The organism is Streptomyces sp. NPDC052107 (assembly GCF_040680215.1).
Lineage (GTDB): Bacteria > Actinomycetota > Actinomycetes > Streptomycetales > Streptomycetaceae > Streptomyces.
The window spans coordinates 1-5,815 of sequence record NZ_JBFAWG010000186.1; the positions used below are offsets into that span (position 1 = coordinate 1).

Annotated in this window: 5 protein-coding genes and 1 pseudogene; 4 read left to right on the forward strand and 2 right to left on the reverse strand. The window is 69.1% G+C overall.

What is annotated here, in order from left to right:
- Window positions 1-379: 379 nt before the first annotated feature.
- Entirely contained in the window at window positions 380-1,207 is an 828-nt protein-coding gene (locus tag AB0M27_RS46265; RefSeq protein WP_365732199.1) for a GntR family transcriptional regulator, read from the reverse strand.
- A 294-nt stretch (window positions 1,208-1,501) separates the two neighbouring features.
- Between AB0M27_RS46265 and AB0M27_RS46270 the strand changes: the two genes are divergently transcribed.
- The 4 genes from AB0M27_RS46270 to AB0M27_RS46285 all read left to right on the forward strand — a co-directional run bounded on the left by AB0M27_RS46270 (window position 1,502) and on the right by AB0M27_RS46285 (window position 5,310).
- The gene (locus AB0M27_RS46270; RefSeq protein ID WP_365732201.1) at window positions 1,502-2,707 is read left to right on the forward strand and encodes an FAD/NAD(P)-binding oxidoreductase; all 1,206 of its coding nucleotides are present in this window, start codon (window positions 1,502-1,504) and stop codon (window positions 2,705-2,707) included.
- Window positions 2,708-2,808: 101 nt separating this feature from the next.
- On the forward strand, window positions 2,809-4,167 hold the full coding sequence (locus AB0M27_RS46275; protein ID WP_365732203.1) for an MBL fold metallo-hydrolase: 1,359 nt from the start codon (window positions 2,809-2,811) through the stop codon (window positions 4,165-4,167).
- A 43-nt stretch (window positions 4,168-4,210) separates the two neighbouring features.
- Window positions 4,211-4,567 (forward strand): rhodanese-like domain-containing protein, encoded by a 357-nt coding sequence (locus AB0M27_RS46280; protein ID WP_365732205.1) that lies wholly within the window; start codon window positions 4,211-4,213, stop codon window positions 4,565-4,567.
- Entirely contained in the window at window positions 4,564-5,310 is a 747-nt protein-coding gene (locus AB0M27_RS46285; protein ID WP_365732207.1) for a sulfite exporter TauE/SafE family protein, read from the forward strand. Before AB0M27_RS46280 ends, AB0M27_RS46285 begins: the two co-directional genes overlap by 4 nt.
- Before the next feature lie 349 nt (window positions 5,311-5,659).
- Here AB0M27_RS46285 and AB0M27_RS46290 read toward each other — a convergent pair.
- Window positions 5,660-5,815: pseudogene (locus AB0M27_RS46290) on the reverse strand (IS6 family transposase); the annotation flags it as partial.

The following is a 5,815-nucleotide window of genomic DNA, read 5'->3' on the forward strand; positions in this document are numbered from 1 at the left end:
ACCTCGAAGCGTGAAGAACGGCCGTCCTGCTGTCCCGAGAACGAACCAAGATCAGCGGGTCAGGTGAACGGCCGAGGTTAAACACCAAGCTAAGGCTCTGGCCCGGCTTGGTGAACGCGCATCGCCTGATCCTGGTGATTTGCGCCGACCGCTCCCACCGTCGAACGGCGTGTGCGCCTGCGGTACACAAAGGAAAAGGATCCGGTAACTGGGTCAACTCCCGTCGTGGCCGCTTCTCTCTTCCTGGACCTCAGCCCGAGGAATGTCGGGTCGCCCGGGGGAATCTCCCCCTGGGCTGGCAGTCTCCCGTCATACGGCTCTTGTCGTTCTGGGCCTCGCCCCTGCCGGGGCCGCCCAGCTCCAGTGAGCCGTCAGAGGGTCAGCGTTCGGGTTCCGGTCCGAGGAAGGGGAGGCGGGTCGCGGCGAGGTTGAGGCGGTATCCGGCGCGGGCATCGAACTGTGCCACAGCGCTGAACCGGTCGCCGCGGATGAGGGTTGTGCGCCATTCGACGGCGCGGCCGCGTGCGCGACCGAGGCGTTCGATGGAGAAGGCCGCGACGTTCGCAGGGAGTTCGAGCAGTCGTTGTTCGGCGGCGGTGGGGATGACCGCTTGGATGCGTTCCTGGCCGTCGGTGAGATGGATGCCACACCGGCGGGCGAGCTCGTCGTAGAGCGCCGTGTGACTGAAGTCGACGTCGAGCAGCGCGCGAGCGTCCGCGGCGAGCAGCCACACCTTGTCGTGGGCGAGCGGTTCTCCACCAGCCAGACGGAGGCGTTCGAGGTACAGCAGCGGCGTCGACTCCTCCATGGCCAGCCGCACCGCGACATGCGCGTCCGCGCGGATGTCGAGGTTGCGCACGACGCTGCGCTGCTCAAGGCCGGCCGCTTCGACGGAGGCGAACAGACTGTAGAGGGCCCCCACGGGCTGTTCTATGACCGGCTCGGTCACCGGCCGCGGCTGCCGTCCTCGCGCCGCGGTGATCAGACCTTCCTGCCGCAGCTCGCGAAGCGCCTCACGGATGGTGTGCCGGCTGACCCCGTACTGCGCGCGCAGCTCGTTCTCGCCGGGGAAGGAGTCGGTGAACTCCCCCCTCGCCAGGCGCGCCCGCAGGTCGTCGCGGACGTGCCGCCACAGCGGAGTCTTCGCAGTCTTCCTCCCCGCGGAGGGCACAGGCGCTGAAGCCGAGGGGCTGGCATCGGGGGCCATGATTTTTTTTCCGTTCCCTCTTGAAGTCCGGACATTTACAGATCTAATGTTCGTACATTATAGGACAAGGGGTCCATGCCGGTAGAGATCACGGCAGGGAGCCATGCAAGTAGAGCTCATCTGTACCGATGGGCTCGGGGCCCGCAGGTACGTCGCGCACGACGGTACGGGCCGTACTCGTGGACCCGCGACGCCGTGGCGTGATCTTGACCGACGACGACTACGGCCACGCCGTCGCCTCGGACTGACCAGCAGCTGAGCACTCGGATCCCTCGGACCGGAAGGAACACGGCTGTGACCATCAATGCCCATCACCAGGTCCTCATCGTGGGCGGGGGAACCGCCGGCGTCAGCGTCGCTGCCCGGCTGCTGCGCGCCGGCATCCGTGACGTCGGGCTCATCGATTCCGCCGCCACTCACTACTACCAGCCGCTGTGGACCCTCGTCGGCGGCGGCCGTGCCCCTGCCGAGGCGAGCGCGCGCCCTCAAGGCTGGGTCATGCCGAAAGGGGTCTCCTGGATACGGGAGCGCTCCGAGGCCATCGCCCCCGAGGAGCGGACCGTCAGCACCGATGGCGGCCGTACCATCGGCTACGACAGGCTCGTCGTCTGCCCCGGCATCCAGCTCGATTGGAACAAGGTGCCCGGGATGACGGAGGCGGTCGCCGCGCCGCACACCTCCAGCAACTACCGGTACGACCTTGCGCCCAAGACCTGGGAACTGATCCGCTCGATGCGCTCGGGCACAGCCGTGTTCACCATGCCCACCGGACCGATCAAGTGCGGCGGGGCGCCACAGAAGATCGCGTATCTCGCCGCCGACTACTGGCGCGAACAGGGCGTCTTGAAGGACATCCGGGTCGTGCTCGTGCTGCCCGCACCGGGCATGTTCGGGGTGCCGGTGTTCTCCGAGGAACTGGAGCGGGTGGTGGCCCGCTACGGCATCGAGGTACGCAAGAACAGCGAACTTATCGAGGTGGATCCGGAGGGCCGCCGCGCCACGGTTGTCGACCACAGTTCGGATACCAAAGACTCGATCCGCTTCGACATGATGCACCTCGTGCCACCTCAGTCGGCCCCCGACTGGCTCAAGGAGACGCCGCTGGCCGGCCCGGCAGATCCCGCCGGATACGTTGAGATCGACAAGCACACCATGCGCCACGTCCGCTACCCCGACGTCTTCGCCCTCGGCGACGCCGGATCCTCGCCCAACTCCAAGACAGGGGCCGCGATCCGCAAGCAGGCGCCCGTCGTTGCGCGGAACATCGCCGCGAGCCTCCGGGGAGCCGTCTCGCTGCCGGCCTCCTACGACGGATACTCCTCCTGCCCGATCGTCACGTCACGGCAGAAGATGCTGCTCGCTGAGTTCGACTACACCATGCAGCCGCGCCGCACCTTCCCCGTCATCGACACGACACACGAGCGCAGGGACATGTGGTACCTCAAGCGCTACGGGCTGCCCTTCCTCTACTGGAACCTCCTGCTGCGCGGACGCGCCTGACCACGTATCAGGCGCGGGCGCTCGTTTCATCCCGAAACCGCTCAGGTCCTGTCTTCGAGCACATCACTCCATGAGTAATTTCTCCTGGTTTTGGAGGACGCGTGTATTTCATCGAGACCTTGGCCATAGCCGGGCTGGGGAACCGCAGCTATCTCGTCGGCGGGTCCGCCGCCGCGGTCGCGGTCGACCCGCCGCGTGATATCGAGCAGGTGCTCGCCGCGGCAGGCCGGCACCAGGTGCGCATCACCCACGTCGCGGAGACCCACCTTCACAACGACTACGTCTCCGGCGGTCTGGAGCTGGCGCGGATCACCGGCGCCCGCTACCTGGTGCCCGCCGACGCGAACGTGGCGTTCGCCCGCGTGCCCGTAGCCGACGGCGACAGGTTCGACCTGGAGGACGGCCTGGTACTGCAGGCCATGGCCACCCCGGGGCACACCCCGCACCACACCTCCTACATCGTGGAGGCCGACAGCTCCCCCGTCGCCGCCTTCACCGGCGGATCGCTGCTGATCGGCAGCGTCGGGCGGCCCGATCTGGTCGAGCCGAGGCTGACCGAACAACTCGCCCGCGCCCAGCACGCCTCCGCTCACCGACTGGCCCAGCTCCCCGACGATGTACGGGTGCTGCCCACCCACGGTTTCGGCAGCTTCTGCTCCTCCACCCAGGCCGAAGGTGACGCCTCCACCATCGGCGCGGAGAAGGCGCGCAACGACGCCCTTGTCAAGGACGCCGACACCTTCGTGGCAGAGTTGCTGGCCGGGCTGGACGACGTCCCCGCCTACTACACGCACATGGGGCCAACCAACGCCACCGGACCTGCCCCGGCGGACCTGACCGGGCCGAGGCGGGCAAACGCCGCCGAGATCGCCGCGCGCCTGGCCGCCGGGGAGTGGGTGGTCGACCTGCGCAACAGGATCGCCTTCGCCGACGGCCATCTGACAGGCGCCTACAACTTCGAGGCCGACGGGCAGCTGGCCATCTACCTAGCCTGGCTCATCCCCTGGGGCAGGCCGGTCACCCTGCTCGGCGAGAGCCCGGAGCAGATCGCAAAGGCCCAGCGCGAACTGGTCCGGGTAGGCATCGACCGCCCCGCAGCGGCCGCCACCGGCACCCCGGACGAGTGGGCCCTCGACCCCGCGACCGTGCGTTCCTTTCCCCGCGCCGCCTTCGCGGACCTGGCCAAGTTCCGCGCCCGCGGCGAGGACCTGCTGATTCTGGACGTGCGGCGTGCCTCCGAACGCGCCAGAGGCTGGATCAGCGGATCCGTCCACATCCCGCTGCACGAGCTGCCAGCTCGCATGCGCGAGATCCCTGACGGAACCGTGTGGGTGCACTGCGCCGCAGGCACGCGGGCCGCCATCGCCGCCTCCCTGCTGGACGCGGCAGGCCGCGACGTCGTCGCCATCGACGACAGCTTCCCGCAAGCCTCCGCCCACGGCCTCGTCGTGAGCACCTGATCCGTCAACGCACCCTCACTTCTGGCCGATTTGGAGGAAGACCATGGCTGCCACCCCACGGCCCGGGCGAATAACCCCGGCCGAGGCCCACACCTGCACCCAGGCAGGCGAGGCGGTCCTGCTCGATGTGCGCGAGGAGACCGAACATGCCGCCGGGCACGCTCCCGGCGCCATCTGGCTGTCGCTCGGCCGCGTTGCCACTGGAGCACTACTGCCCGAAGCGGTCAAGGGTCGCCCGGTGCTGGCCATCTGCCGCTCCGGCAACCGCTCCCAGAAAGCCGCCGAACTCCTCATCGCACGCGGCATCGAAGCCCTCAACGTCGACGGCGGCATGCAGGCATGGGCCCAAGCCGGACTGCCGGTCCGCAACCAACAAGGCGGGAACGGAAAGGTCGCATGACCTCCCTCATCCTCGCCCTCGTCGCCGGCGGCGTCGTCGGCCTGGCCTTGGGCGGACTGGGCGGGGGCGGCAGCATGCTCACCGTCCCCGCCCTGATCTACCTGCTCGGCTTCACCCCCGCCCGGGCCACCACCGCCAGCCTCCTCATCGTCGCCGTCACCTCCCTGACCGGGCTGCTCACCCATGCGGGTGCCGGGAGGGTGCGGTGGCGGTCCGGAGCTCTGTTCGCCGCCGCCGGACTGCCGGCCGCGGCCGCTGTCGGGGCCCTGTCCTCGGCCCTACCGAGCCGGATCCTCACCACGGCCTTCGCCGTCCTCGCGGGCCTGGCTGCCTGGCGCATGATGACCCCCCGGCACGCCACCGCACCTGTACAGGCGGCCGGCCCGGTCAGGTCGGCCGCCGCAGGCGCAGGGCTCGGCACGGTGACCGGTCTGCTCGGCGTCGGCGGCGGCTTCCTGGCCGTCCCGGCCCTGATCTCCGTCCTCGCCTTCCCCATGGCCGAGGCGATCGGCACCAGCCTGCTGGTGATCAGCGCCAACGCCGTCGCCGCCCTCATCCCCCGACTCGGCCATGCCGGAACGATTCACTGGGCCGTGGTCGGCCCCTTCACCGCGGCCGCCGTCCTCGGCGCCTGGGACGGAAAACGCTGGGCGGGCAGGCTCTCCGGACTCGTCCTGCAAAGAACCTTCGCCATCGTCCTGCTGGCCGTCGCAGCCCTCATGCTCGCCAGCGCACTGACTTGAACCCTCTCCCAACCAGCACACGACGCGTCACACCCATAACAACTCCCCTGGGCCGCCCCGGCCGTCGGCGGCCATGCCGCCGGAGCCTACGCGTACAAGGTCGTCCCCGCAGGCGAGATATGGCGGCAGCACCCGGCGACATCCCCTGCGGCGGCGTTGTCACGTTGTTGGGTGTGTGGGTGTCTGATGACGTGACAGGGCCCGGTGCCGGACTGTGCTGAGGCTGCGGTGGGCTGGCTGGTGACGCCGGTGATCTGGTCCCAGATGGCGAAGCGGATGGTCATTTCGACGCGGTGTCGGGTGGCGGTCATCAGGTGGGGCGGAAGTTGGGTGAGATGCCGCTGAACGCGGACAGGAACCGCTGGGCCGCGCCGACGGAGCGAAAGCCCTTCATCGCGCGTTCCCGCCGTCTGGTGGGCTGGTGGGAGTTCCCGGCCCGGTTGTTCAGTCCCTCGTGGGATCGGTGCTCCACGGAGGGCATGACCTCGCGGTGGGCGGCGCCGTA